Below are 25,187 nucleotides of genomic sequence, written 5' to 3'. Positions count from 1 at the left end.
CGATGCTACCGTGGATCCTTGTGAGTCTTTCGCGTACCCGTCGCTTTGCCACCTTGTCCCGTTCGATGGGGCTGTTGCGGTCTTTCAAGTATGAGCAGCCACGGCCTGATATTTTCTACTCCGGCTTGGCCGTTGATACTGCGTCGCTTATCGACGCGCTGGCCCGCGATGTTGGTGGCACGAGGCTTGCGGGGGCACGAGTCTTGGATGTTGGTGGCGGGCCTGGTTATTTTGCTTCTGAGTTTGCTCGGCGCGGTGCCTGGTATGTGGGTGTGGAACCAGATGCTTCCGAGCTGGCCGCTGCCGGTTTGAGCGGCTTTGGTTCCGTGCGTGCCAACGGTTCCCACTTGCCGTTTCTGGATCACAGTTTTGATATCGCTTACTCATCCAACGTTGTGGAACACACCCCAGATCCGTGGGGGATGTCTGAGGAAATGCTGCGTGTGACAAGGCCCGGTGGCCTGGTGATTATTAGTTACACCGTGTGGTTGGGCCCATTTGGCGGCCATGAAACCGGGCTGTGGGAACACTACGTGGGCGGGGATTTTGCGCGGCACCGCTATGAGAAGAAGCACGGGCACCCACCGAAGAACGTGTTTGGCGAAAGCCTTTTTGCTGTGTCATGCGCGGAGGGGCTGGATTGGGCGCGTGAGACTGAAGCTGCTGGAGGTGGCGAGCTTGTCGCTGCATTTCCACGGTATCACCCGTGGTGGGCGTGGTGGATGGTGCGAATTCCTGTGCTGCGCGAGTTTGCTGTGTCGAACCTTGTTGTTGTACTGCGCGTTCCGTCAGGCGCTGCGGAAGATTGATCAGATTCTGCGGCTGCAGATTCCACGTTGGTTTACCTAACCACCTGCATTGCTGTCGCCAGAGAACCACCGCACCGCTTCAACACAGCTTCATCACAGCACAACTCAGCACAGCACCCCAGCTAGACCTGTGGCCTAGCCGGGGTGCTGTACGTTAATACTCGGCGTTAAGACTGTGCGTTAGTGCCCTATTTGCCTTGTGCCTTCGCGATGCGCTCCTTGAGAGCATTGAACTCATCAAAGACTTCTTGTGGCACGCGGTTGCCCAGGGACTTGATGTACTGCTCGTTATCTTCCACGTTGGCTGCCCACTCGTCTGGGTTGACTGCGAGCGCTTCACGTACATCCTCGATTGGGGTATCAAGCCCTTCAAGGTCGAGGTCTTCTGCGCGGGCAGTGTTGCCTACCAGGGTCTCTTCAGCCCCGACGGTGCCGTCGACACGCTCGGTGACCCACTTGAGAACGCGGGAGTTCTCGCCGAAGCCCGGCCACAGGAAGCGACCGTCTTCGCCGCGGCGGAACCAGTTGACAAGGAAGACCTTCGGCATCCGGTCGCCGCCCTTCTTCCCCATGTCGATCCAGTGCTGGATGTAGTCACCGACGTTGTAGCCGATGAAGGGCAGCATGGCGAATGGGTCGTGGCGCAGCGAGCCAACCTTTGCTTCTGCAGACGCTGCGGTCTGGCCGGAGGACAACGTGGTGCCCACCATGGTGGCGTGCTGCCAGTCACGAGTTTCGGTGACCAGTGGCACGGTATCTGGGCGGCGTCCACCAAACAGGATCGCGTCGATCTTTACACCCTTCCAGTCATCGTACTCAGGTGCTGCGGTTGGGCACTGAGCGATAGGTACGGTGTAGCGGGAGTTGGGGTGTGCTGCCTTTTCGTTGGACTCTGGGGTCCAGTCGTTGCCCTTCCAGTCGATGAGGTGGTCAGGCGCTTCGGTGCCGATATCTTCCCACCACACATCACCATCATCAGTCAGGCCAACGTTGGTGTAGAGGATATTGCCTGGCTCCATGGACTTCATGGCGATCGGGTTGGAATCATAAGAGGTACCAGGCGCAACCCCGAAGAAACCATTTTCTGGGTTGACAGCGTACAAGCCGTCCTCGCGCAGGTGCAGCCACGCAATGTCATCGCCCACAACCTCAGCCTTCCAGCCAGGGATGGTAGGAGTGATCATTGCCAGGTTGGTCTTGCCGCAGGCAGATGGGAACGCGCCGGTGATGTGGTAGACCTTGCCCTCTGGGTTGGTCAGCTTCAGGATGAGCATGTGCTCAGCCATCCAGCCTTCTTCTTGGGCCATCTTGGAGGCGATGCGCAGTGCGTAGCACTTCTTCGCCAGGATCGCGTTGCCGCCGTAGCCGGAGCCGTAGGACCAGATTTCCTTAGTCTCTGGGAAATGCGTGATGTATTTGGTGTCATTGCATGGCCATGGGACGTCTTCCTCGCCTGGCTCCAGAGGTGCGCCGACGGAGTGGAAGCATGGCACGAAGTCGCCGTTGGTGCCGATCTTGTCCAGCGCTTCTTGGCCCATGCGGGTCATGATGCGCATGTTCATCACAACGTAGGCAGAGTCTGTCAGCTGCACACCGAGCTTCGGATCCGGATCATTGATGGGGCCCATGCAGAATGGGACGACATACATGGTGCGGCCCTTCATGGCGCCGGTAAACGCCTCGGTCATTTCCTCCTTCATTGCCTTAGGAGGTGCCCAGTTGTTGGTTGGGCCAGCGTCTTCCTCATTCTCGGTGCAGATGAAGGTACGGGACTCAACGCGGGCAACGTCGGAGGGGTTGGAGCGCGCCAAGAAGCTGTTGGGGCGTTTCTCTTCGTTCAGCCGGGTAAGAGTGCCCTTTTCGACGAGTTCGTTAGCCATGCGGTCCCACTCCTCTTCGGAACCGTCTACGAACACGACGTCGTCAGGCTGGAACATCTCTACAGCATCATTGATCCAGTCGATCAGCTGCTGATTATCGGTAGGCAATTCACCGACAAGGCCTTTGATTGTGTTGGTCATCTAATCTCCTGACACATGTTTCCTAGAAGCGGGGAGGTTACTCTTCCAGATTATCGAACACCGCCCGAACAGGCCGTTTGATTGACGTAACACCTATAGCTGGAGGTGCGCGACTAGTGGAGGAATGGCCCGTCATCCACCTTTTTTAGTGACCTAGAGCACTTTCCCAACCCCAGTGTTCACCCCTTAACAGGGGTGCGTAAACTCGGCAAGCGCCACGTATACCGTCAGGAACCAGATCATTCACCCAACACAATGCCACACCCAGCCCAAATTAGCTACCCCCGATTTTGGGATTTTGGGAAGCGCCATTCCGGTTATTCGCCCCTTTAAGGCACCCAAATAGGGGGTGATGCGCTCGTCGTTACGCGTGGCCCTTCTCGTCGCGGCTGTGCTGCCCTGTTCCCTAGCGGGCTGAAGTTTGGCATTTGCCCACGTCACATGGAAAATAGCAGTGTGACGCATAGTTCTGATTTTTCCAATTCCAAGAGCCAACACACTCCTCGCGACGGCACGGGTGAGCTACCTACAGGCCGTCCCCTGCAAACCGAATTTAATGACGGCCTCGACTACCCTCGTCTGGGTTCAGTGAGTTTCCGCCGCGGCACGCTCACTGACAATCAGGAAGCACTGTTCAACGAATATTGGCCCCGTCTGGGCATGATGCTTGCCGACGAGCAGATCAATATCGACGAGTGGTTCAACCGACCGGATCACCCCACCATCGTGGAAATCGGTTCGGGCACAGGAACCTCAACAGCAGCGATGGCTCCCCTGGAGGCTGACACCAATATCATCGCAGTGGAGCTCTACAAGCCTGGCCTTGCAAAACTGTTAGGTTCAGTGGTGCGCGAAAATATTCATAATATCCGCATGATTCGCGGCGACGGCATTGAGGTGCTCGCCCGCATGTTCCCAGAAGAATCGCTTACAGGTGTGCGTATCTTCTTTCCTGATCCGTGGCCGAAGGCACGCCATAATAAGCGCCGGATCATTCAGTCGGGCCCGCTGAACCTCATCGCGAAGCGCCTGAAGCCAGGTGGTGTGCTGCACGTGGCAACTGATCATGCGGATTATGCACAGTGGATCGATGAGCTGGTGGAAGTGGAGCCACTGCTTGAGTACAAGGGCTGGCCGTGGGACGATTGTCCTATTCTCACCGACCGTCAGGTGATCACGAAGTTCGAGGGCAAAGGCCTGAACAAAGATCATGTGATCAGGGAATTCCTGTGGCAGAAACGAGAGAGCTAAGATGACTGATTTGCACGAAATTACCCATCCGTACACTCCCGGCGCTGCCCCTGGTCCTGACTCTTTGTTGTTGGTCTGGGACGCACCGAACCTCGATATGGGCTTAGGCGCGATCCTCGGTGGCCGGCCTACCGCCGCGTACCGCCCGCGCTTCGATGCCGTGGGCCGTTGGCTGATCGACCGCGCGATCACCCTCAACGAATCCACCGAGGGCCACATTGAGCCCGAGGCCACCGTGTTTACTAATGTCACCCCCGGTGGCGCAGATGTGGTCCGGCCGTGGGTGGAGGCGCTGCGCAACGTGGGTTTCGCTGTGTTTGCGAAGCCGAAGACAGATGAGGAATCTGACGTCGACGCGGACATGATCGCCCATATCCAGCGTCGCCGCGACGAGGGTGTGCTGCAGGGCTTGGTGGTGGCCAGCGCTGACGGCCAGAACTTCATGGAGCTCATTGATGAGCTTGTCGACGAAGGCCTTCCTGTGACTGTCCTGGGATTTCATGAACACGCCTCTTGGGCTGTCGCCTCCGATTCCGTAGACTTCGTAGACTTAGAGGACATCCCGGGTGTTTTCCGCGAGCCGCTGCCGCGCATCAACCTGGATCAGTTGCCAGATGACGGCGCATGGCTGCAGCCATTCCGTCCGCTGACAGCGTTGCTCAACAACACTCGCCAGTAACGGAGGCACATTGTTTTATAGATGGGGCCAGTTCGCTTTCCGGTTTCGCCGGATCATTCCGCTGGTCGTTGTCGTCATCATCCTGGCCATGCACTTCCTGTTTGGAACGAAGCTTGACCAGCGCATGAGCCAGGAGGGCTGGGAGGATCCTGGTGCCGATTCCACGACAGCGGCCGTCATCGAGCAGGAAACGTTTGGCCGCGACAATTCTGGTGATGTGATCCTCGTGGTCGATGCCGGTGAAGGCGCCCGGGTGACCGATCCTGAGATTTTCCACGCAGCCAATAACGCGATTGGGGAGTTGGAGCGCACCTACGACAAGCAGATCTCGCATGTGCAAAGCTATTTCGCCTCCCCCAACCAGCAGCAGATCACTGATGACGGCCGCTACGCCTTTGCAGCCATCGGGTTGGAGGGCGACGGCGAGCAAACGCTGAAGGATTACCGCGTCCTCGAGGAGGCCGCTAAGTCGATCGAGTTGCCGGGAAATGCCACGCTCGAGGTGGCCGGTGCCACCGCAGTTGCTGATGCGCTTGACGACGGCATGGCCGATGACATTGCGCGCGCCGAGCTCCTCGGCGTGGTCGCTGTAGCGATCATTTTGCTGTTCGTGTTTGGGGGTGTGGTGGCAGCTGCGATGCCGCTGATCGTGGGCATCTTGTCGATCATCGGTGGCCTGGCTATCCTTTCTGTGATCGCCTCGTTTTTCCAGGTCAATATCTTCTCTCAGTCTGTGATCACCTTGCTGGGGCTAGGTCTTGCCATCGATTACGGCCTGTTCATGGTCTCCCGTTTCCGAGAAGAGCTTGATCAGCGCTGTGGAGCTGACTCGCGGTCCCGCCGGCTGAGTCAGAGCGAGCTTGCCGACGCCGTGGCCGTCACCACCGCCACCGCCGGCAAAACGGTGTTCTTCTCCGCGTTGATGGTGGGTGTGGCTCTGTCCGGCCTGTTCATGTTTCCGCAGGCGTTTTTGAAGTCGGTGTCTTATGGGGCGATCGCCGCCGTGGTATTAGCCGCTGTGATCTCGGTGACTGTGCTGCCAGCACTGTTTGGCATGCTGGGCCACAATATTGATAAATGGTCGGTGCGCCGCACCTCTCGGACAGCTCGCAAGATCGAAGACACCATCTGGTTCAAGGTCCCGGCGTGGGCGATGCGCAATTCCAGGCAGGTCATCGTCATCGTCGCTGGTGGCCTGATCCTGCTCACCCTTCCGATCGCTGGTATCAAGCTCGGTGGCATCAACGAGGCGTACCTGCCCCCAACCAACCAGGTGCGCCAAACCCAAGACGAGTTCAATGAGCAGTTCCCGCAGTTCCGCACTGACCCAGTCAAACTCGTGGTCACAGGGGCGACGAATGAGCAGCTTGTCGACGTTGTCATGCAAACCCGCGAGGTGGATGGGTTGGCCGCACCGATGTCGCCGTCCACCCAAACCGTCGATGGCACCACAATTCTGTCTGCGGGCCTGGCGGACCGCGACAACGGCAAGTATGTCATTGACCAGCTGCGCGCCATTGACGCACCAGAAGGGGTGAACCTGTACGTCTCCGGTACCCCAGCCATGGAGGTGGAATCCATTGAAGCGCTGACTGAGAAGCTGCCCTGGATGGCCCTGTACATGGTGGCGGCCACCTTCATCCTGATGACATTGCTGTTCGGCTCGGTGATCCTGCCGATCAAGGCCGTGATTATGAACGTGTTGGGCCTAGGCGCCACCATCGGCTTCCTTACGCTTATGTTTGTCAACGGCTTCGGCTCAGAGTTCTTCAACTTCACCCCAGGCCCGCTGATGAGCCCAGTGTTGGTGTTGATCATCGCTATCCTTTACGGCCTGTCCACCGACTACGAGGTGTTCTTAGTTTCACGCATGGTGGAGGCCCGCGATAAGGGAGCTACCACCGACAACGCCATCAAGTACGGCACCGCACACACCGGCGGCATCATAACGGCTGCTGCGCTGATCATGATTGTGGTAGCCGCAGCTTTCGCACTCAGTGAGATCGTGATGATGAAGTACATTTCCTTCGGCATGATTTTCTCACTCGCCCTCGACGCAACCCTAATCCGTTTGCTGCTGGTTCCAGCGGTAATGCACGAACTGCACGATGACAACTGGTGGGCACCGGCCTGGGTGAAAAACATCTACCAGAAGATCGGCGACGGTGACTCCCCCACCGCTGACACGGATTTCCACCAGCGCGAGCAGACCCAGCGCGAGCAGACCCAGCGCGAGCGATCGTCGTTAAGCGCGGAGCCCAAAATGGAGCACGCAAAGCTGGCGGCAACCCACGCGCGCAGCGGAGTCAGCGCCGATGATGATGCTGATCTGATTCCATTTTCTGAGCTGATAAAGCGCATCGAGCGGAACCAGTGAAACCAACACTAAAGTCATGGATCAAGTGGCTCGCGCCGCTGGTGGTGCTCATTGTGGCGCTGGTGGCGTTTCGCGATGAGCTCCCCTTCCTCGGCGAAGCTTTTTACACCCTGCTGGAGGCTAGCCCGCTGCCGCTCGTATTTGCCGTGTTGACCGCTGTTGGCGCGATCGTAGCTATGGCGGAAGTGATGCGGCTACTGATGAACTCCGGCAATGACTTTGATGTGTCGTTGAAGGACACCACCGCAATCACGTTGGCGTCCAACGCGTGGTCCACCTCGCTTCCCGGCGGTCCCGCTTTCTCGGCGTGGCTGACGTACCGTGTGCAGCGCTCCTGGGGCGCGTCGGTGGCTTTGTGCGGCTGGTTTTTCGTGGTCAGCTCGGTGATTTCTACGATGTGGTTGGTGCTCATCGGCATTGGCGCCGTGCTCTTTTTGGGCGCCGAGCTGAACCTGCTCACCTTGCTGGCTACCCTGGCGCTCACGGTTTTGGTGATTTTCGCCGTGTACTGGGCCACCCGCAACCCGGATACGTTGCGCCGTTGGGTGTCGCGCTTGCCGACGAAACTTCGTGGCAGCGCTGTCAAAGTTGTGGACCAACTTGCCACCGTGGAGATGAGCGGACGGGCTTTTGCCGGTGCCTCAGCCTATTCGCTGCTCAATCGGCTGTTGGATGCGATGACCCTGTACTTTGCTGTGTGGGCTGTGGTGGATATTGCCCCCGGGTTTACCGCTGACCAGAACCAAACCACGATCATGGGCGTGGCCTTAGCTTATGTGATGGCCAAGCTGGCCGGCACCGCCCAAATCACTCCGGGCGGTGTGGGCACCGTTGAGGCGCTCACGGCAGGCGCGCTGGTAGCCAGTGGCATGACGCTTGTCGACGCCACCGCCGCCACGTTGATCTACCGCATCATCTCGTTTGCGCTGATCACCCTGATCGGCTGGATCGTGTACCTGGTGCGGTATGCGGGCAAGGGTTATATGTTAGGTCGCGTGAGCCCCGCAGCTGATACAAAGGACGCTGGCGCAAAGGATTAGATGGGGGTTTGATGCGGAGATTTCCTGTTAAAAGCGACTCCTTTTCAGCTCCAAAACGACGTAGCGCGGAATCCTCCGTCGCTGCGCACTTTTCGGTCGACAAATCCGGCGTTGCCCCTAGACGAACACCGGATTTGTCGACCGAATGTTTCCCGACCCCACCAGCACGCAGTTCACTTGGAGGATTCTGCCTGCCCTTGGTGCGGTAGCGTGGTTGTGTTGTGGTGTGGCGGTAGTGGGGGCGTTACCAGCACAATTCTATAACTCATCTAACCCCTCACCAACCACAAAAGCGCCGTTTGAATCAGGTCCGACACTAGATTTCAGGTATTACGCCGACCACTTTCAAGAGAGCTGGAACAGCGCTTGACGGGCACGGCCCTTTCTTTGATAAATCTGTCTTGTGGCATTCACGCGCGCGTTTTGTCGCCTCGGGATATTTATCGATCGGGAACGAAGTTGTGAGCTTTTTACCATCAAGCAATTTATTCTCCTCGCAGCGTTGATCTAGCTTTTTGGAATCAGTCTCAGAGTGGTCACATGCATGCCATAACAACCATGCTTCAAACTTGATATTACTAATTACCAGGTTGATTCCGTTTTCTTCGGCAAGCTCAATTGCGCGCTTAAGCACGCTTGTGGTTTTTCCGCTGGCCACAGTATCCCATTGGTCCACGTCGACTACTGCGAAGCACTCCTCGTATGGCATGCGGTCGCCAGACTTGTCCTCGGCATGTTCTTTCTCATCCTTTGTTTTGTAATCCAAGCACTTCTTTACTACGGCTTCAGGCGAGGACTCCCACGTCCCGATTCCTTTGCCTTTAGGCTTCGGACGTATTACCAAGTTATAGTCGCGATCTGTTGGAAGATTTTGTTGGAGCCGCTCAAAGTATTGAGGTTCTGTAATTTCGCCTTCAGTCACAATGAGGAACCGGCGGCGCCTTTCAGTCCGCCTAGGATTCCTCGTGCGCCCCCGCGGTCCGGACTTTCTAGTTCCGCTGGGCTTTGGTGTACGCGCCATCAGCCAATCGCCTTTTCCTGAATGAGACCGGTAACAATCGACGGCGATACATCTGGAATAGCCCCGTAACGTCCACTGATATAACGCTTCTCATAATTGGCTTCTTCGTGCTTATCAAAATCGTCCAAGCAGTAGTAGACAGATTGACCTTCACTATCTTTTTCAGCAAACCAATAGTTGCGAGGCTGCAGGGCAAGACGACGCCTTTGCTCAAGCAAGTTAGTGTTATGGCTGGTAAGCCACAATTGGGCCCCATTGATATTGATATCTGGATCCGCAAATAGCTTCACCACCATAAACAAAATGTTGTTATGAAGGCTGGAATCAAGCTCGTCAGCAATAACGATTCCACCACGGCGCAAGGCATGAAGAATCACCGGGGCGATAGAAAGCCAGCTCTTAGTGCCTGCAGATTGAGCCGCAAGGTTCAGTCGTTGCTCACCGTCAGACCCTTGGTGGACAAAGATGAAATTGTAGGCAATCTCTTCAATTTGTTCATCTGAATAGCGCGCCGCAACATCGCGGGATTCCTGCTCACTGTCCTGAGCGCTCTCAGCGTCCTCTGCCTGGTTGAGCACACCAAGGATCCTTTTGATGTCATCCAGAATGTCACTGGGGATCCGGGTTTCGTCTAGTTCAACCCGTTTAATGCCTGTATCAGCAGCCAGCATGAGTTGTGAAACGTCGTCAAGCTTGAAATTTCCGTGACGGATCTGTTCGACGAGGTAGTTGATCCGATGGTCTTCAGACCGTGAACCACTAGGCAAGAAACCAATTGAGTGCACCAGCTGCTCTACTACAGGCCCTAAAACATCGACCCGATCCCGCAGTGCAACTGACATTATCAACTCACGGTTAGACACTCCAGAGAAAGACCGCTGAAGAGTACGCGGTATCACCGTGCTGTTCCACGAAACTGCAGACGATTGTTCTTTTATTTCTCGATCAAACACTGTCGACCATTTCACTGCAGGTACACGGCTCAACCACTCGGACTGCACCCCGTCGTAACGCATCTCAAAACCATAGACGTAGCGGATACCCTCAACAACGAAGTCCCACTCGAAAAAACTAGGCTCGCGCCGCGAATCCTTATTCAACCTGAACGGATGATGAGGTAAACGCACCGCGTTATCATGCTCCCGCCACGAGGTAGCCGACTCCCGGATTGCCCTAAGTCCAAAATTCATTGCCTCCAACATATTCGTCTTACCCGAGGCATTGGCGCCCATCAAGATGGATACATGATCAGTCACTGATTCCCAGCGCCCCTCCGGCGCTTTGGCTCGATCAAGAACGGGAGCAAAGCTGACAGTCTGGTGGTCACGAATACTCAAAAAGTTTCCGACGGTAAAGGATAGTAGTTTCACATCAAATATCTTAGTCCTAAATATCGCTTTTCGACGACTTTCGGGCAATTAACCCATTAGAGAAACCCTGTGCCCGAACCATTCTAGGATAATACGCAGGGTGGATTTCTCACATATAACTCCTAAAAGGTCGGCGACTCGTCGATCGGCCGCAGCCAGGCGCTACCTTTCTTGTGGGATATCTATGGTAGTTGTGGCTACTGCAATTAAGGCCTAAACCTGACGCCCCACGTTTTACGCAAACACCACGGTCAGTCACCTAGACAATCAAGGGGCGTGGGGGTTGATCTGGAGGAAGCGTCTCACGAGCAGTCTCCTGAGCAGTCTCCCGAGCATGAGATGCGCGTGCTTAGTTGAGTGCTCCACCGAGTGCTAGGGTTATCGCTGTGAAGAAAACCACTGCTATTGCCCTCGATCTTGTCGCCATTGCTGTGTTTGCCTTGTTGGCCCGCATTGCACACCAATCCGAAGAGATGCCCTTTACTTTCATGGGCTTTCTGTCCACCCTCTGGCCGTTTGTTGTCGGCGTTGTGATGGGATGGATCATCGTGCGCGAAGGCCGCGGCACCCGAGGGGTGTGGGTGTGGCTGATTACCGTGGTGGTGGGGCTAGCGATTTGGGGTGTGCGCAACCAGGCGATCCCCCACTGGTCGTTCGTGATCGTGGCTACCATCATGTCGGCGCTGCTCATGCTCGGCTGGCGCGGTATTGCTGGGGCAGTCGGCCGCAAGCGCGGATAAAACTGGGATTGCACCCATGCCCCTGGTTGTACAGATAACCTGGAGGTATGGAACGTATTTCGGAGGCGATGAAGGCCGTTGAGCGCAGTGGTTTTCTCCCGCCCAACGCACGCCAACACGCCCACCGCGATCAACCCTTGTCTATTGGCTACCAACAAACCAATTCTCAACCAACCACGGTACGCATCATGCTCGAGTTGCTGGACCCGCAGCCAGGCGAAAAAATTCTTGATGTCGGTTCAGGTTCTGGCTGGACTACCGCGTTGTTGGCACACCTGGTGGGGCCAGATGGCCAGGTGGAAGGTGTAGAGATCGTTGAAGAATTAGTAGCTTTTGGCCAAGCCAATGTGCAGGCGCCGAATGCGCGGATTCGGCAAGCTGGCAACGTGCTCGGGGTTCCCGAAGAAGCCCCCTTCGATAAGATCCTTGTTTCTGCTGAGGCGAAACGGATCCCACAGGAATTGGTTGACCAACTCGCCCCCGGCGGGGTGATGGTCCTGCCGGTGGGTAACACGATGATGCGCGTGGTCAAACACAGCGACGGGGAGATCTCAACCAGTCAGCATGGCGGTTTTATCTTCGTGCCACTAATCCATGACTAACACCCCGGCTCGCACTTGCCCCTAGATGGACGAGCCCAGGTTGTGCAGGAACTCTCCCCCACCCATGGCGGTGAGCACCCAGGCCAGGTAATTAACAAGTTCAAATGCAAGATCAACAACGCTGCTCAACATTCTATCCTTTCACTTAAGACGATCCTTAGAAAGAGTACACCCATGCGTTAAAGCGGGGAAATCGTGTGCTTCTTCGGTAGATCAATTTCATCTTTGGTGTGTAGCTGGCGTAGTGCTCGTCGTAAAGCAACACGCGTTTCCGAAGGCTGAATCATGTGGTCAATGTAGCCACGCTCGGCGGCAACATACGGCGAGGTCATGTTCTCGTCGTAGAAATCCATGAACACTTTCTTCATGTAGGCGCGCTGGGCCTCATCCTCGATGGCCGCGAGCTGCTTGCCTTGGATCATCACCACGGCAGCGGCCGAACCCATCACGGCGATTTGCGCGGTAGGCCACGCCAGGTTGATATCGCCCGAGAGGTTCTTCGAGCCCATCACCGCGTACGCTCCACCGTAAGCCTTGCGCACGATCAGCGTGACTTTCGGCACGGTCGCCTCCACCAGGGCGAACGCAAGCTTCGCGCCGCGGTGGATCAGGCCCACCTTTTCTTGTTCCACACCAGGCAGGTAGCCGGGCGTATCGACGACAAATACCAGCGGAATGTTGTACGCATCGCAGGTGCGAATGAAGCGGGCGCCTTTATCGGCGGCGTCGGCGTCAATGCAGCCGGCGAAGTGCATCGGGTTGTTCGCAAGAAATCCCACAGTGTGGCCATCAATGCGGCCAAACGCGCAGATCAAGTTGGGTGCGTAGTTCTCTTGGATCTCTAGCAGGTCACCATCGTCGGTCAGCTTCGGTAGGAGCTCCTGCATGTCGTAGCCCGCGTTGGTGTCATCGGGCATGAAGGTATCCAGCTCTGAATCATCCAGGTCCTCGTCGTCTGGCGCCCACACCACGGGTGTCTCGTCGAAGGTAGAGGTAGGAAGATAGCTGAGCAGGTCGCGGACGTAATCGAAGGTATCCTCCTCGGTGGGCAATACGGCCTGGATGTTGCCGTTGAGCTCCTGCTGCCGCGCGCCACCCAGTTCGGCAGACGTGATTTCCTCGCCGGTGACCTCCTTGATCACGGCGGGGCCGGTCACATACATTTCCGCCTGATCTTCCACGGCCACCACAAAGTCGGTGGTCACGGGCGCGTACACAGCACCGCCTGCTGATTTGCCGAGCATGATGGAAATCTGTGGGGCACGCCCGGACTGCGGCAGCTGACGCCGCGCGATCTCGGAGTACATCGCCAGCGAAGTCACCGCGTCTTGAATACGGGCACCACCGGAGTCTTGGATGCCGATGATGGGGCAGCTGATCTTGATGGCAAACTCCATTACCTCAACCACCTTGCGGCCAAATGTCACGCCCACCGAACCGCCGTACACGGTCTTGTCATGGGCGTAGATGGCCACGGGGCGGCCGTCGATACGCCCATAACCTGTGACTACACCGTCGGAATAGACTGCATCTTTGTCCCCCGGGGTGCGTCCGAGCGCGCCGATTTCCACAAATGAGCCTTCGTCGAGCAGGGCGTTAATACGCTGGCGCGGGGTGGAGCGGCCTTCCTCGTCACGCTTTTTCCGGGCGCGTTCGGAGCCGGGGTCCTGTGCCTTGTCCAACCGGGCGCGCAGGTCGGCGAGTTTCTGCTCGGTGGTTTTTGCCGTGGTGGTGTCGTTTATGGTCACTACTTCAACCTTTCAATCCACTCATTTATGTGCTTGCCGACGATCCCAATTACCGGCTCATCCGGCATCGCCAGGTGGTCGCCGGGGCACTGGACGATGGTGAGATCATCCACGATCTTTCCCCAGTTGCCGTCCTCGGCTATATCGGCGTAGCGCGGCTCCAAAGTGATCGCACCGTCGTGCATGCGCTCCGAGCGGAATAGCAGCACAGGCACATCGACGTCAGCCCAACGCTGGAAATCGATCTTGCCCAGGATCTGGTTATCCACAAAGCTTGCGCGTTGGTGCTCCAACACGCCGGCGGCGAGGCCGTGTTCGGAGGCGTCGGTGGTGGCCAGGAGGTGCTCCAGCATCCCCATCAGGGCTTCCTCGCCGGCGGTTTCAAGCAGGTCAAACGGCACTTCGAATTCGAGGCCGTAGGTGTCCTTCGCGAAGTCCGCGTAGCGCTGCCAGCGGGCCTTGGTTTCTTCCATGGTGTCTGGGATGGGTTCGCGTGGCTGCGTGGTATCCAACAGCGCGATGAATTCGATTTTGGGGCAGTCTTCACGTTGCCGTAGCTGACTGGCCACCTCGAAAGCGAGCGCACCACCAAAGGACCAACCACCGAGGACAATCTTGCGGCCACCAGCGTATTTCACAATGTCATCAACGTAGGCCGCCGCACGCTCGTCCAGCGCCCCTTCGAGGCGTTCCACACCGAATAGCGCTGCGCTTTCGGTGAGGCGGCGCGACAGCGGCTCATACACCACGGTTGTTGCGCCTGCTGGGTGGAACATGAATACGGCGGTGTCAGCAACGTCGGGGTCGCGGAAGACGCGGATATTGCCCTCAACCTCGGTCTCGAGGCCTTCACGCACCATGTTCGCCAGCGGTTCCAAAGTCTCAGCGCCCCGCACGTCATCGGCGGTGATTTCGGTGCCGGAGCGTTCGGTGAGGTGGGCTGCGATGTTGGCGGCTTGTTCGTCGTCGATCTCTGGCAGTTCGCTGGTTACGCCGGCTGCGGCTGCACCGGTGTATTTGGCCCAGGCGCCGAAGACCATGCGTTCCGACGCGTCACGTGGCGCCACTCCCACGCCAGCGCTCACGCCTTCCCCCGGAGACCGAACTTGTGAGGTCTCCACTTGTGAGGTCTCACTTTCCCCCGGAGACCGAACTTGTGAGGTCTCCACTTGTGAGGTCTCCACTTGTGAGGACACCATGTGGATCACGTCGGCCACGGAGGCGTCGCGGAGTGCTTGGACGTTGAGTGGTGGGATTTGGAAGTCATTTTCTACGCGGTTTTTGATCCGCATGCCCATCAGTGAGTCGAGGCCTAAGTCGATCAGGGGCAATTCGAGGGGGAGATCGTCAACGTCGTAGCCCATGGATTCACTGACGATGGCACGCAGACGTTCTTCTACTGTTTCACCGGAGTTGGGGTCCCAGCGGATTTGTTCGATGTTTTCGTCGCCGCCCACGGCGGCAAATTCACTGGTGGGGGTGATTTCGGCAACGCCTGGCACGGTCTGCGGAGAGTCCAACGCAAGTGTCGTCGCAAAGCCCTCTGCAACAACCGAGTCCGCGGCGAATACTTTGATGCTCACGCCACCCAGGGTGGATTCCACCAACGTGGTCACATCACCGGTGGCGGGCAGCGTGCCACGCTCTTCGGTGGCAACGACGTGCGAGCCCGGCGCGACAACTTCGGCGGCTGCTTCGATGAGTTGGTGTGGGCTAAATACTTGGTCTGCTTGTGCCCCGAAGGCGGTTTTGCCGTCGGGCAGGGCTACGCGTACACCGGGCAGTCCCGCGCTGGGGCCACCAGAGCTGGGGCGCGCCTTGGTCCAGTGCTTAACCTTCTTGAACTGGGTAAACGGGGCGGGGATCACATCGCCTGCGCCGTAGATTTTGTTCCAGTCCACGTCCTGGCCGTGCACATAAAGCTTGGCGGCAAGATCGATAAGTGATTCCACCTCGTCTTCCTTGCGTTTCATGGTGTACAGCAGCTGCGCGTCGGGCTTGCCTGCGGCGAAGGCTGTATTCATCATGCCCATGATGGCCACGGGGTTTGGGCAGACCTCCACCAGGGTGGTGTGGCCAGCCTCGAATGCTTTCTCGATGGCGTCTTGGAAGTAGACCGGCTGGCGGGTCATGGTAAGGAAGTACTGATCATCATGCACCACCTCGCCCGGCTGAAACACATGGCCGCGTTCCACGGAGCTAAACAGCGGTATCTGCAGCGGTGTTGCTTTGACCCCTGCGATCTCGAAGCCGAGTTCTCCCATGATCGGGTCCAGTGCCGAGGTGTGTCCGGCACCACGCACCCGCATCTTGCGCGCGAACTTACCTTCTTGCTCGAGTGCTGCCACGAGGTAGTCCACGGCGGCCACGGGCCCGCCAACGGTGGTCATGCCGGGGCCTGCATAGACGGCTGGTTCGATGCCGACGGCGTCTTCATGCTTTTCGACGAATTCTGCCAGCGCCTCACGTGTGAGTTCCACAACGGCCATCGCACCTTCTTGTGGGGTGTCGGCCGTCATTTCTTCGCCTTCTCCCATGAGGCGGGCGCGGTGGCACGCAATCCGCATGGCATCGGCGTCGCTGATACCGCCGGCTGTGTAGGCTGCGGCGATCTCGCCCATGCTCATGCCTGCTACGGCAGCAGGTTTAATGCCTAGTTCTGCTAGCAAGTCGGTGACGGCGATTTGGATGGCGGTGATGGTTACTTGTGCGGTGTTGGTGTCGTAGGTTTGCTCGTCGTCACGCACGATGTCCAGCATGGACCAGCCGGCTTCACAATCGACGTGCTTGTCCAGTTCCTCCATGCGCTGCCGGAAAAACGGTGAGACCTCAACGAGCTTTTTCACCATCTTGCGGTGCTGCGAGCCGAAACCCGAGTACACAAACACGGGCCCCGCAGTCGAGGGGCTGTCGGCGACGGCGATTCCAACGGACACTTTACCGTCGGCGACCTGACGCAAGCGCTTAACAGCCTCGCTGACGGATTTCGCCTGCACCACTGCGCGTGAGCGGCCATGGTTGCGCCCTGCCAGGGAACGGGCGACGGGGACTAAGTCCTCGTCCGCGCGGCCTTCAAGGAAGTCTGCCAGTGCTGCCGCGGCCGCTTTACGACGAGACGGCAGCAGCCCAGATACTGGGAGAGGAGCGACGTCGCAGGCTCCGTCGCTGAATGGAAGGACTCGCTCACCGCCCGCGACGTCGCTGTAATCGGAAGGATCAAAGTCTGTGACCACGATGTGGGCGTTGGTACCTCCGAAGCCGAAGCCGGACACACCAGCGATGCGGCGGCCAGAGTACTTGGGCCATTCGCGGGCGTCTTCTACTACCTCGAGGCGCTGCGCGTCGAAGTCGATATAGCGGTTGGGGGCGGTGAAGTTCGCGCTTGGCGGAATAATGTCGTGGTTCAGCGCCTCGATCACTTTGATCAGTGCCACAGCACCCGCTGCGGACTCGGAGTGGCCGATATTAGACTTCGCGGAGCCCAGCAGCGTGGGGTGTTTCATCTCTCGGCCGGTACCCAATACTTCGCCTAACGCGGTGGTCTCAATGGGGTCGCCCAGGATGGTGCCGGTGCCGTGCGCTTCGACATAATCCACCGTTGTCGGGTCCACGTCTGCATCGGCGTAAGCCCGTCGCAGCACATCTACTTGTGCTTCCGGGTTGGGTGCGGTCAGCCCGTTCGAGTGGCCGTCAGAGTTGGTGGCTGTACCCTTGATCACGCCGAGGATGGTGTCGCCGTCGGCAAGCGCGTCCTCAACGCGTTTCAGGATGAGAACGCCTGCTGCGTCCGCGCGGACAAATCCGTCGGCGTCGTCGGAAAACGCGTGGATAGCGCCGGTGGGGCTGATCACGCCGAGCTCGCCGAATGCCGTGGAGACGAACGGGTTGGACATGATGTTGACGCCGCCAGCTACGGCAACGTCGGCTTCACCATCACGCAGCGCACGGACGGCGTGATGCACCGCCACCAGCGACGAGGAGCATGCGGTGTCCACGCTGACGGAGGGGCCGCGGAAGTCGAAGGCATAAGACACGCGGTTCGGGATGATAGCGCTGGAAGTGCCGGTCAGCGCGTAGGGGTGCGCCTCAGCGGGGTCGGAGGTCACCAGCATGCCGTAGTCAAAGTTCGACGAACCCAAAAACACGCCGACGGATTCGCCGCGCAACTGGTTGGCGGGAAGATGCGCGTCTTCTAACGCCTGCCACGTCAATTCGAGTGCGATGCGCTGCTGTGGGTCCATGTTTTCGGCTTCGACGGGGCTGAGCCCAAAGAATTCGTTATCGAAGCTGGCGATGTCATCGAAGTACCCACCGGTGGTGTTTTGTTCTGCAATTTTCTTGCCCATCACCGGGTCAGCACTGTATTCAGCCCAGCGACCGGTAGGCAAAGGCCCGGTTGCCGTGCGGCCTTCCACCAGCATGGACCAGAACTCATCAACGGTGTCTGCCTGCGGAAAGCGCCCAGCGCGGCCGATGATGGCAATGTCGCGGGCCTGCGGGGACTCGGCGGTGGTGCGTGCGTACTCGCGCACGATAGCGCGCGGTTGATCGTGGTCACGCCCATTGATCAGGTAGTCGGCCAACGCTGCGATGGTGGGGTGCTCGTAGGCGATCGTGGGATCGAGTTGGCGCCCGAGCAGGTTTTCCAATTCTCCAGACAGGACTACCGCGTCACGCGAGGCGAGACCGAAGGACTCGAGTGGTTTATTCACGTCGAGTTCTGCCACGGGCACGCTCGTCGCCTGCGATACCCAGTTGAGCATCCAATCGGCAAGTTCCTGTTCAGTCATGTGGCGCTTCCCTTTCCTTCCGCGACTGTTAATTACGGAAACTAAGAATCTATCGCCTCATTGTCTCACTTCATTACATGAGACCCACCACCTGTGCCGTGTTTACCGTGTTTACCGTGTTTACCGTGGATTTGCCTCGAGGTACCTCTTTTGGTTCACCCGGCGTGCAATCTTGCCCGAGGATGAGCGAGCGATCTCGCCCGGCGCGAAGAAACGCACCTCTTCCGGCGCAATACCATGAATGTTGGTCACAGCTTCGCGGATCGCCTCCTCCGCAGCAGCATCGCCGTCGGCAGAGGCGTCGTCGGCACGCTCCACGAACAGGACAAGCTTTTCAACGTCATCTCCTGGCACAGCAAAAGCCGCCACAGAATCGGGCCGTACATGCTCGGATGCCTCGGCCACCGTGGCCTCAATGTCTTGCGGGTAGTGGTTGCGGCCGGCGATCACCACAAGGTCTTTCAGGCGGCCGGTGATGTAGAGATGGCCATCGAGCAGCACGCCTAAGTCACCGGTGGCCATCCAGCCGTTGTCCGGTGCACCTTCCACACGCGAACCTTCCGTTAAGCGTGCGCCAAGCGTGTTCTTGAAAGTCTCTGTGGTTTCTTCGTCACGGCCCAGGTAGCCCACGGCCATGTTCTCTCCGTGCGCCCACAGCTCGCCGACAACACCGTCTGCCACTTCCGCGCGTGTCTCTGGGTCAACAATGGTGAAGTAGAGGTTGGATACGGGCTGACCATTCGAGGCGAACGGCACGCCGTCTGCACTTTCAACGGCCTTACCGTTGGCCAGCTCGTCGCGGTCGAAGCGGGTAAACACCGGGCGCTGCTCCGTCTGTGGAGTGGCCAACAGCAGGGACGCCTCCGCCAAACCGTAGGATGGGCGCAACGTCTTGCGGTCTAGGCCATACTCCCCAAAGACGCCGGCAAACGCTTCCACCGCAGACTCCATCACGGGCTCAGACCCAATGATGATGCCGTCGACCCGCGAAAGGTCAAGCTTCTCACCCTCAGCCGGCTTGCCGTAACGGGCAGCCAATTCCAGCGCAAAGTTAGGAACCACTGTGTAAATGGATTTGTCTTCGTCATCATCGCGCTTGTTCAGCTGGTCGATCCAACGCTTTGGCTGCTGCACAAAGTCGCGCGGCCCCATCAGCTCAAATTCCAGGCCCATGATGGTGACAAACAAGGTCAAGATGATGCCCATGTCATGGTGCAGTGGCAGCCAGGTGGACAAGCGCAGCGGCATTTGCAGTTTCGCGCCTGCGTAAATCTGCAGCACGTTTGTCAAGATTGAGCGGTTGGTCAGCTCCACACCCGCCGGGTTGCGGGTTGAGCCCGAGGTGTACTGCAAAAATGCGGTGGTGTCGATAGGCATTTCGGTTTGCATCATCGCAGCCATCTGGCCCTCCGGGGTTGCCGACGGGTTGAGGTAGGACTGCGCTAGGGAATCCGGGAGCGTATCGACGGCTACAACACGCGGGCGTTCCCGCGACGGCAACTCCGAAAAGTATTCGCGCACTGTGGTTGCAGAGGTGGTATTAGTCAGCACGGTCTTCACACCGGCGTCGTCGAGGACGGACTTCAGGTGGTCGCCGTGGCCGGGTTCCTCTGGGTCATAGAGCGGAACCGGTACTTGTCCTGCGTAGAGCGCGCCGACGAAGCCGAAAATGTATTCAGGCGAGTTCCCGGCCAGGATGGCAACGCGGTCTCCCATTTTGCCCACCTGCTGCAGGCGGGCTGCTACGGCTTTGATGCGGGTGTTGATCTCGGTGCGGTTGAAATCGACGGGGGTGCCTGAGCGGGACTCGGAGTAATCCCAGTAGCGCAGGCAGTGGCGCTCACCTCCGCCGAGCTGAAGGTCACCCATGTACATCATTTCGGCCATTCCGGCCAGGGTGAGCTGCGGGGCGAGAGTGATCGAGCCGTCTTCGTCATAAAACTTCGCGATCAGCTTGGAAAGATCCATGGGATTCCTTAATTTCTAGTCCAGGTGCTCCGTGGCGACAGGCCACGTCTACTATTTATCTTGGTTTCGTGCCCCAAATGTTACATGGCAGGCAGTTGTCCGACTGCGTGACGTGTCCAGTCGATGACCCACTGGTTGGCCGTGGTACCTGGGATCACCCCGGAATTTGAGGCATACTGCGCGTGCAACCCATTCGCCGCGATCAGTTCTTCAGCCCGGCCAAGCGCGTTGACCACATCAAATGGTGCGTCACACACCGAGTCGTTCGGTGAGCAGATTTGGTAGGCGCGGTCGTGCAGCTCGCCGAACCCGCCGACACGGGCTCCGCGCATGCTCGCGCCAGGCACGATCGGCTGGACTAGGCGCTCGACTGGTTCCAGCGCAATCTCTGCCCCCACGCCGCCTAGCTCTACTCCGGGGTTGACACCCACACCGTTTTCGCGGCGCCCATCGGCGATCATGATGGCACCCAAGACTTTGTCCGGGGCCACAGGCCCATTACCTTGGCCAATCTCGGTAGCGACGTCACCGACAATGACAGCGCCTTGAGAGAATCCGGCCAGGATGAATTTCGTTCCGGGGCAGGTATTGTTGATGAACTCCAGTTCGCCGTTGAGCTTGGCGGTTCCCTCGTTGCGGGAATCGTCGTAGCTCATCTCGTTCGGCGACTGAATGTTTTTAAACTGCGCGGTGTACGGCAGCGTCCAGACCCGCACGTGGTTGATGTCGTACTCCGCCTGCAGTGGCTGTGTTATCGACAGCATGAAGCTGTGAGGATTGGCTTGTGGATTGAAGGGATCATCGCTTGCCGACGATTCCCACGTCCCCGGCGCAGAAATAAATTCTACCGCCGGGCACCAGTCCGGTTGGGCCGGCTCCGCTTGCGGGGTTTGTATCGGGCCGGGATCTGCCGGCGGTTGATCCTTCGTGGAAAAGAATTGGTAAGCGCCCAGCCCAATGACGGCGAGGACGATCACCACGGCGGCGACTGTGACGGGTTTACGCATAGCGCGCGTTCTCCTTTAGCAAAGGTTGGCGTGCGCGGCGTCGTCGAGAAGCGTCGATACTTCCTGATGGTCAAGGTCGGTGCGGCCTTGCTCGATGAGCTGACCTGCCACCGCGTCACGGGTGATGGTGTCTCCCCTGCAGATGGTGCGGGCAGTACCAATCAATTGGGCTTCAACATCGGCAACGTTAACGTTTGATTCTGCGATTTCGTCGAGAAAACCCTGTTCTTCAGGTGCGTACTGCGGCTCCTGCTTAGGAATTTCGCCGATCTCGCGGGCTCCGATATCTTCCGGCTGGTCAGGCCGAGGCGCTACCGGTGTGGTGGTTGTGTCTTCTGTTGTGGTTTCCGTCGCGGACGTGGTCACCGTCGCAGGTGCCGGGCTGAGCGATGAGGTGACGTCCTCGCTTTCGACCGTGGCTCCACCACACGCCGCCAGGCTCAAGGCTGCGGCGAGGGTCATTGCGATCAGTGTGAGTCGACGCACCAGCTACTTCCTCTCCTCCCGAACAACACCGTTGATCTGGAAGATGCGGCCATTCTGGAAGTCAATGGTCAGGCCACCAGTTGGGATCTCCTCAAGGTCCGTTGTGGGGTAGCCCAGAGGGCCCTGCTCCCAGCCAGACTTGCCCCACTGGTCGAAGATGTCGCCGTAGTAAATGACGTGAGCACCCGTTTCAGGCGACCAGTAGATATTGCCCTTCTCAAACTGCTGGAAGGCGCCACCACGGATCGCGATCTCGTTCGAGGTTGGGAAGCCCAGGTCAGACCGAGCAGTGTTCATCTCGCCATACTTCGCAGCAATGGCGCCGTGGACTAGGTTGTGGGAGCCATCAGGGTTCCGGGTGAGGAAGCCACCCTGGAACGGTTGGACGTAGCCTTTACCAATCTTGACTGCCTCACCGGTTGGGTAACCAAGGTGGCCACGCTCGTAGTTATTCTGGCCCCAGGCACCAAACATATCGCCTGGGATAGCCCATGCGCCGGTTTCGTGGGTCCAGTAAATCGAACCGTTTTCGAAGTGGACGTAGCGGCCCTTACCGTCTGGTGTTGCGGTCTCACCGGTCTTCGGGAATCCCAGCCAGCCAGCAGGACCGTTCAGCTCGTTGTACTTGGCTAGGATGGCGCCGAACAGTGGCTGCGCGCCGGTCTTCGGCGACCAGAACGCGGTGCCGGAGCGGAAGTCTTGAGCCTTGCCGTCACCGTCAGCCACGTCGTACTCGTTGTTCACGCAGGAACCAATGATGCCGGACGCGGTTGCCTCTGCGATCGCGCCGATCGGCTCACACTGCGCACCACGGTCTTCCGTCGGGATTTCCAGCGCATTCGCGATATGTGGCCATGCCTCGGCCATCTCGAACTGCCAGTACTCCCAGGAGTGCACGCCGGACGGGCGGTACTTCACAATAGGCTGGACATCTGCCTTTTTGGCGTAGTCGACGAAGGTTGCGGTAGTCATGCGCGATAGCACCTCAAGGCCCACACCCGCTGGGTTGGCCGCACCCTTAGCCACAGAATCGGGCTGACCGAAGTCATCCTTACCGTTGCCTGCAGAGACGTAGACAACCTTGTCCTTCAAAGCCTCTACGCCCAGCTTCGGGTCGTGGTCGATCCAGTCCTGCGAGTACAGCGGGCCCCACATCTTAGTGGAGTTGTAGCCACCGGCATCCTGTTGTGCTGCGGTGATCGCCTCAGGCATGCCCCTGGAGGTGGTATCCAGGTAGCCCGAGAAAGAACCAACGAAGTCGAAGAGGTACGGGTTGCGTTCCGCCAGGTTCATCGCGGCGGTTCCCCCCATGGACAGTCCGACGACGGCGCGCTTCTGGTTGGAGCGGAACTCATTATCCAAGATGGGAACCAGTTCCTTAGTGAGGAAGGTTTCCCACTTGTAGTGCTTGCCTTTGTCTGGCTGGCGCCAGTCAGCGTAGAAAGAGGACTCACCGCCCACAGGCAGGATCACGTTGACGTTTTTATCAGCGTAGAACTGCTCAATATTGGTTTCGATGGTCCAGCCGGATTCGTCGTCACGCGCGCGCAGACCGTCGAGCGCCCATACTTCTGGGAACTTCGCGCCAGGGTTGGAATGCCAATCGCGGGCCAGCAAGATCTGGACTTGGATGAGCTCATCAGGCATCGCTGCGGACTGCACCCACACCGCGACGCGGCGATTGGTCAGCCACTCGATGCGGTCAACCTCTACACCTTCAGGCAGGCCAGCGATCTCTGGCTTGTACTCAGTGTCGATAGGGGTGCGCTGTGGCGGATCCGATGGGCGGATGCCGTCAGACAGCCCGGAGGAGCCGATAGTGGAGCTCATATCGGGCAAGTTTTGCGCATGTGCGGGCGCAATTGACAGGCCAAGTGCCAGAACGGTGGGGATCGACACTGCCTGAGCAGCACGAGCCCAACGCGGGGAACGGTGTACAGAAGAGCGCATAAGAATTGTCCTCGAAAGTGTTGATGGTGCACAGAGGGCCACCGGCGGTCCACGAATCAACGCGTCCCGGGGGTTCCCCTCCCCCGGGCGTGCGTTTGTCGGATGGTCCCACAGTGCCTGTGGCCGTGTTTAGTTTTCTATCTGAGTTGTCGGTGTAGCGACTGCGAATGTTACACAATCGCAATAGCCTCAAGTTTAAGTTCAACTTGAGGCTTTGTGAAGCGACACACCGAAATGGGTGAGCTCTGAACTGCTTCTTACCAAGCGTTCATCACATCGAGCACGCGTGGCTTCGTGTGCTCCAGCTGGTAACCAAACTGGTTCCAGTTATGAATCCCATTTGGCGGGTAGTCCTGAGCCACGTTGATCCCCTGAGCTTGCGCTTTCACTGCCCACATCCGGGTGGACAGATTGGCAATCCATTCCAAGGCCACGCCCGAGGCAATGTGCTGTGGCAAGATTCCTTGGTCCGCAATACCTGGGATACCGGAACCTGCAGAGACGTACACGTCCGTGCCGCCCAGGCCATCCATGTTGTGGAAGGGATCATTTTCAAATCGGCGTGGCGAGATCATCGAGCCGTACATCGCATTGAGGTTGAATCCACCTGCATCCAGCAGCGCCAAGCGCAACAAGGTTTGCGCACCAGGCAGCGTGGTGGTGAGGTAGCCCGAGTAGGACAGGACCTGACGGAACTGGTTCGGGTGCTTCGCAGCCAAGTTCATCGCCGCGGTACCACCCATAGACAGGCCAGCGATCGAGTTATTGTTTGGTGCTACACCAAAGTGATGCTGCAAGTAGCCTGGCAGCTCTTGAGTGAGGAAGGTCTCCCACTTGTACCGGACTGGGTTGTTGAAGTCGTAGGTGGCCGGCGCGTTCCAGTCAGCATAGAAAGATGCGGTACCACCGACGGGCATCACCAACGTGATATTGGAATCCTTGTAGGTCTGTGCCGCATTCACATCATGCAGCCACGCATTGGTATGCTCGGTCGCCCGCAAGCCGTCCAGCAGGTAGAAACCTGCGTTTCCACCGCGTGCTGCCGGCTGAATCTGCACGGTGATGTTACGGCCGTTCGCTGGCGACCACACATCGCAGCGCTGCACCCAGAAACCAACACCGTCCCATTCACAGTGCCCGGTTGCGTCGGGACGCAGCCAGTCGCGCGGGCCAGCTTCGGCCGTGCCGGTTCCAACGACCATCAGTACCGCAGCGGTAGCGACTGCGGTGATGAGCGCCACTAGCCGGCGCCGAACCATAGTGAGAGTGGACATTGTTCTCCTCATGCATGAAACGTACAGATAATTCTGAGAAGCTTTAAGGTAAAG

Annotated in this window: 17 protein-coding genes; 7 read left to right on the top strand and 10 right to left on the bottom strand. The window is 58.3% G+C overall.

Features of this window, described 5'->3' with window-relative positions; genetic code table 11:
* Positions 1-2 precede the first annotated feature (2 nt).
* Entirely contained in the window at positions 3-809 is an 807-nt protein-coding gene (locus CKV99_RS13940; RefSeq protein ID WP_092258121.1) for a class I SAM-dependent methyltransferase, read from the top strand.
* 188 nt (positions 810-997) lie between these two features.
* On the opposite strand, the gene CKV99_RS13935 is transcribed toward CKV99_RS13940, so the two are convergent.
* Positions 998-2,830: a phosphoenolpyruvate carboxykinase (GTP) gene (locus CKV99_RS13935; RefSeq protein ID WP_092258124.1), complete on the bottom strand. Its 1,833-nt coding sequence runs from the start codon at positions 2,828-2,830 to the stop codon at positions 998-1,000.
* Positions 2,831-3,271: 441 nt separating this feature from the next.
* Here CKV99_RS13935 and trmB point away from each other — a divergent pair, with 441 nt between their 5' ends.
* The 4 genes from trmB to CKV99_RS13915 are packed head-to-tail and all read left to right on the top strand — an operon-like array spanning position 3,272 to position 8,177.
* Positions 3,272-4,081, top strand: a complete 810-nt coding sequence (gene trmB / locus CKV99_RS13930; protein ID WP_092258127.1) for a tRNA (guanosine(46)-N7)-methyltransferase TrmB — start codon at positions 3,272-3,274, stop codon at positions 4,079-4,081.
* Position 4,082: 1 nt separating this feature from the next.
* Positions 4,083-4,760 carry an NYN domain-containing protein gene (locus CKV99_RS13925; protein ID WP_092258130.1) on the top strand — a complete coding sequence of 226 codons (678 nt, stop codon included), beginning with the start codon at positions 4,083-4,085 and terminating at the stop codon, positions 4,758-4,760.
* 10 nt (positions 4,761-4,770) lie between these two features.
* Positions 4,771-7,137 carry an MMPL family transporter gene (locus tag CKV99_RS13920; RefSeq protein WP_092258133.1) on the top strand — a complete coding sequence of 789 codons (2,367 nt, stop codon included), beginning with the start codon at positions 4,771-4,773 and terminating at the stop codon, positions 7,135-7,137.
* Positions 7,134-8,177, top strand: coding sequence for a lysylphosphatidylglycerol synthase transmembrane domain-containing protein (locus tag CKV99_RS13915; protein ID WP_092258136.1), 1,044 nt, complete (start codon positions 7,134-7,136; stop codon positions 8,175-8,177). Before CKV99_RS13920 ends, CKV99_RS13915 begins: the two co-directional genes overlap by 4 nt.
* 316 nt (positions 8,178-8,493) lie before the next feature.
* Here CKV99_RS13915 and CKV99_RS13910 read toward each other — a convergent pair whose 3' ends face one another.
* Both CKV99_RS13910 and CKV99_RS13905 read right to left on the bottom strand, forming a co-directional pair.
* On the bottom strand, positions 8,494-9,198 hold the full coding sequence (locus CKV99_RS13910; RefSeq protein WP_092258139.1) for an RloB family protein: 705 nt from the start codon (positions 9,196-9,198) through the stop codon (positions 8,494-8,496).
* The gene (locus CKV99_RS13905) at positions 9,198-10,535 is read right to left on the bottom strand and encodes an AAA family ATPase (protein WP_157728496.1); all 1,338 of its coding nucleotides are present in this window, start codon (positions 10,533-10,535) and stop codon (positions 9,198-9,200) included. Before CKV99_RS13905 ends, CKV99_RS13910 begins: the two co-directional genes overlap by 1 nt.
* A gap of 419 nt (positions 10,536-10,954) precedes the next feature.
* On the opposite strand from CKV99_RS13905, the gene CKV99_RS13900 reads away from it, so the two are divergent.
* Positions 10,955-11,308, top strand: coding sequence for a DUF3054 domain-containing protein (locus CKV99_RS13900; RefSeq protein ID WP_092258145.1), 354 nt, complete (start codon positions 10,955-10,957; stop codon positions 11,306-11,308).
* A 47-nt stretch (positions 11,309-11,355) separates the two neighbouring features.
* Positions 11,356-11,910: a protein-L-isoaspartate O-methyltransferase family protein gene (locus CKV99_RS13895; RefSeq protein ID WP_092258148.1), complete on the top strand. Its 555-nt coding sequence runs from the start codon at positions 11,356-11,358 to the stop codon at positions 11,908-11,910.
* A gap of 179 nt (positions 11,911-12,089) precedes the next feature.
* Here the strand turns inward: CKV99_RS13895 and CKV99_RS13890 are convergent, their stop codons facing one another.
* From CKV99_RS13890 to CKV99_RS13860, 7 genes are all read right to left on the bottom strand, one after another.
* Positions 12,090-13,658 (bottom strand): acyl-CoA carboxylase subunit beta, encoded by a 1,569-nt coding sequence (locus tag CKV99_RS13890; RefSeq protein WP_231910106.1) that lies wholly within the window; start codon positions 13,656-13,658, stop codon positions 12,090-12,092.
* Positions 13,658-18,448, bottom strand: a complete 4,791-nt coding sequence (gene pks13 / locus CKV99_RS13885; RefSeq protein WP_092258151.1) for a polyketide synthase Pks13 — start codon at positions 18,446-18,448, stop codon at positions 13,658-13,660. The genes CKV99_RS13890 and pks13 overlap by 1 nt, the downstream gene beginning before the upstream one ends.
* 120 nt (positions 18,449-18,568) lie before the next feature.
* Entirely contained in the window at positions 18,569-20,416 is a 1,848-nt protein-coding gene (locus CKV99_RS13880) for a FadD32-like long-chain-fatty-acid--AMP ligase (protein WP_092258154.1), read from the bottom strand.
* Between the two features lie 80 nt (positions 20,417-20,496).
* Entirely contained in the window at positions 20,497-21,423 is a 927-nt protein-coding gene (locus tag CKV99_RS13875) for a cutinase family protein (protein ID WP_092258157.1), read from the bottom strand.
* A 15-nt stretch (positions 21,424-21,438) separates the two neighbouring features.
* Positions 21,439-21,909, bottom strand: coding sequence for a DUF732 domain-containing protein (locus CKV99_RS13870; protein ID WP_092258160.1), 471 nt, complete (start codon positions 21,907-21,909; stop codon positions 21,439-21,441).
* 3 nt (positions 21,910-21,912) lie between these two features.
* The gene (locus tag CKV99_RS13865; protein WP_092258163.1) at positions 21,913-23,859 is read right to left on the bottom strand and encodes an alpha/beta hydrolase-fold protein; all 1,947 of its coding nucleotides are present in this window, start codon (positions 23,857-23,859) and stop codon (positions 21,913-21,915) included.
* 257 nt (positions 23,860-24,116) lie between these two features.
* Positions 24,117-25,133 carry an alpha/beta hydrolase gene (locus CKV99_RS13860; RefSeq protein ID WP_092258166.1) on the bottom strand — a complete coding sequence of 339 codons (1,017 nt, stop codon included), beginning with the start codon at positions 25,131-25,133 and terminating at the stop codon, positions 24,117-24,119.
* Between the last annotated feature and the right edge of the window lie 54 nt (positions 25,134-25,187).

Source organism: Corynebacterium cystitidis (genome assembly GCF_900187295.1).
GTDB classification, from domain to species: domain Bacteria; phylum Actinomycetota; class Actinomycetes; order Mycobacteriales; family Mycobacteriaceae; genus Corynebacterium; species Corynebacterium cystitidis.
Note: the sequence above shows the minus strand (reverse complement) of the source record. Positions and strands in the feature narration are given on the sequence as shown.

Bases quoted from the DNA above. Each gene is read 5' to 3' on its own strand.
- CKV99_RS13860 (WP_092258166.1), bottom strand. From the start codon at position 25,133: ATGTCCACTCTCACTATGGTTCGGCGCCGGCTAGTGGCGCTCATCACC.
- trmB (WP_092258127.1), top strand. From the start codon at position 3,272: ATGGAAAATAGCAGTGTGACGCATAGTTCTGATTTTTCCAATTCCAAG.
- CKV99_RS13940 (WP_092258121.1), top strand. From the start codon at position 3: ATGCTACCGTGGATCCTTGTGAGTCTTTCGCGTACCCGTCGCTTTGCC.
- pks13 (WP_092258151.1), bottom strand. From the start codon at position 18,448: ATGACTGAACAGGAACTTGCCGATTGGATGCTCAACTGGGTATCGCAG.
- CKV99_RS13875 (WP_092258157.1), bottom strand. From the start codon at position 21,423: ATGCGTAAACCCGTCACAGTCGCCGCCGTGGTGATCGTCCTCGCCGTC.
- CKV99_RS13925 (WP_092258130.1), top strand. From the start codon at position 4,083: ATGACTGATTTGCACGAAATTACCCATCCGTACACTCCCGGCGCTGCC.
- CKV99_RS13895 (WP_092258148.1), top strand. From the start codon at position 11,356: ATGGAACGTATTTCGGAGGCGATGAAGGCCGTTGAGCGCAGTGGTTTT.
- CKV99_RS13880 (WP_092258154.1), bottom strand. From the start codon at position 20,416: ATGGATCTTTCCAAGCTGATCGCGAAGTTTTATGACGAAGACGGCTCG.
- CKV99_RS13935 (WP_092258124.1), bottom strand. From the start codon at position 2,830: ATGACCAACACAATCAAAGGCCTTGTCGGTGAATTGCCTACCGATAAT.
- CKV99_RS13910 (WP_092258139.1), bottom strand. From the start codon at position 9,198: ATGGCGCGTACACCAAAGCCCAGCGGAACTAGAAAGTCCGGACCGCGG.
- CKV99_RS13865 (WP_092258163.1), bottom strand. From the start codon at position 23,859: ATGCGCTCTTCTGTACACCGTTCCCCGCGTTGGGCTCGTGCTGCTCAG.